Source organism: Kribbella sp. NPDC026596 (genome assembly GCF_040638415.1).
In the GTDB taxonomy this organism is placed as follows: domain Bacteria; phylum Actinomycetota; class Actinomycetes; order Propionibacteriales; family Kribbellaceae; genus Kribbella.
In genome coordinates, this window is the sequence record NZ_JBEZYF010000160.1 from 1 (window position 1) to 1,594 (window position 1,594).

At 69.4% G+C, this 1,594-nt stretch carries 1 protein-coding gene and 1 pseudogene; one reads left to right on the forward strand and one right to left on the reverse strand.

From position 1 onward, the window contains the following. Window positions 1-76 precede the first annotated feature (76 nt). Window positions 77-862 (reverse strand): hypothetical protein, encoded by a 786-nt coding sequence (locus AB0E63_RS46440; protein WP_360381336.1) that lies wholly within the window; start codon window positions 860-862, stop codon window positions 77-79. A 298-nt stretch (window positions 863-1,160) separates the two neighbouring features. On the opposite strand from AB0E63_RS46440, the pseudogene AB0E63_RS46445 reads away from it, so the two are divergent. Beyond that, window positions 1,161-1,594 (forward strand): annotated as a pseudogene (locus AB0E63_RS46445) (hypothetical protein); the annotation flags it as partial.

The following is a 1,594-nucleotide window of genomic DNA, read 5'->3' on the forward strand; positions in this document are numbered from 1 at the left end:
CGACTGCTCCAACAAGCCGTCGACACCGACCCCCACCCCCTCAAGGAACTCATCGGCGGCTGAGCGGCAACTGCACTCAAGCAGAGATGCAGGACACATGTTCGAAGGAGACTTGACGACGCTGTCGACGGCCGACCTGCTGGAGTCGGCCGCCGAGCACCGCGCCGAGGCCAGGCGCCGCGACGCGCGGCTCCTCGAACACGCCTTGGTCTATGCCGACCGCCACCATCCCGACGCCTGCGCTGCTCGTCCGGGTCGCCGCTCGTGTGACGGCCGGGAACGAGCGGTCGTGCTGGGTGGTGCGGGGTGCCCGCCGATTGCGGAGTTCGCGGTGGCCGAGTTCGGTGTTGTGCAGGGCATCTCGCCGGGTGTAGCGGCCGACTTCATAGGTCACGCGCTGGCGTTGCGGCACCGGTTCCCGTTCACCTGGGCCTGCGTCCGGGCCGGTGAGGCGACGCCATGGAAGGCGTGTCGGATCGTGGCGGAGTGTTCGAAGCTGTCCGAGGAGGCCGCCAGCTATGTCGATCAGCGGGTCGCGCCGGTCGTCGACTCGCTGACGCCGTACCGGTTGAACAAGATCGTCACCGCCGCGAAGATGCATGCCGATCCCGCCGCCGCCCGTGCCGAGGCTGAGGAGAAGGCGCGCGAGCATGGCGTGTTTGTGGGCCGGTCGAACGACCACGGCACGAGAACGATGTACATCACGGCCGCCGCCGGTGCGATCGCTCGCAACGATGCCACCATCGCGGCCATTGCCGACGCCCTGAAGATCTTCGGCGACACCCGCCGGGTTCAGGTGCGCCGCGCGGAAGCCGTCGGCATCATCGCCGACGCCCGCTACACCCAAGAACTCCTCACCCAAGCCCGCCTCCACCGCGTCACCCACCCCCAGCCGGAGCCCGCCCCCGAACCAGCACCAACCGGCCTCGCTCGAGGTCCCGGCCCGACCGGCGACAACCCGGCGACGCACTCCAGCACCAACCTGTCGGCCGACCCGGAGGCGTGGTCCGGAGGCGGCGTCTGTGACCCTGGGGCTGCGGGCAGTGCTGATGAGGATCTGCCGGCCGATGTGGGTGGCCTGGCGGGTGAGCCCTGCCCGGACGACGATGCCGACCGGGACGCGCCGCATCCCGGGTCCAGTGATCTGCCCGATCCGCTTGATGCCCCCTTTCACGGAGGCGATCGAGCCGTTCGATCCCGCACCGTGCGCCGATCCCGACGACGACGGCGAACCCCTCGACGCCGCCGCCCGACGCGCACTCGACGCCCGGCTAGCCCATATCAAGCAAGACGCCTACACCAACCCCGCCACCGGCGGCGCCGATCCAGCGGGCGGTCGAGGCGGACAGGTGCGCCCGGGACAGACCGAGATCTACGTTCACCTCACCGACCACACCCTCGCCACCGGCACCGGCGTACTCCGCGCCGAAAGCATCGGCCCGCTACTCGCCTCCCAGCTGGCCGAACTCATTGGCTACGGCCCCTACACCGTGAAGCCGGTCATCGACCTCAACGACGCCGTCAGCGTCGACGCCTACGAAATCCCCGACCGCATCCGCGAACGCATCAAACTCACCCACCCAGTCGAACTCTT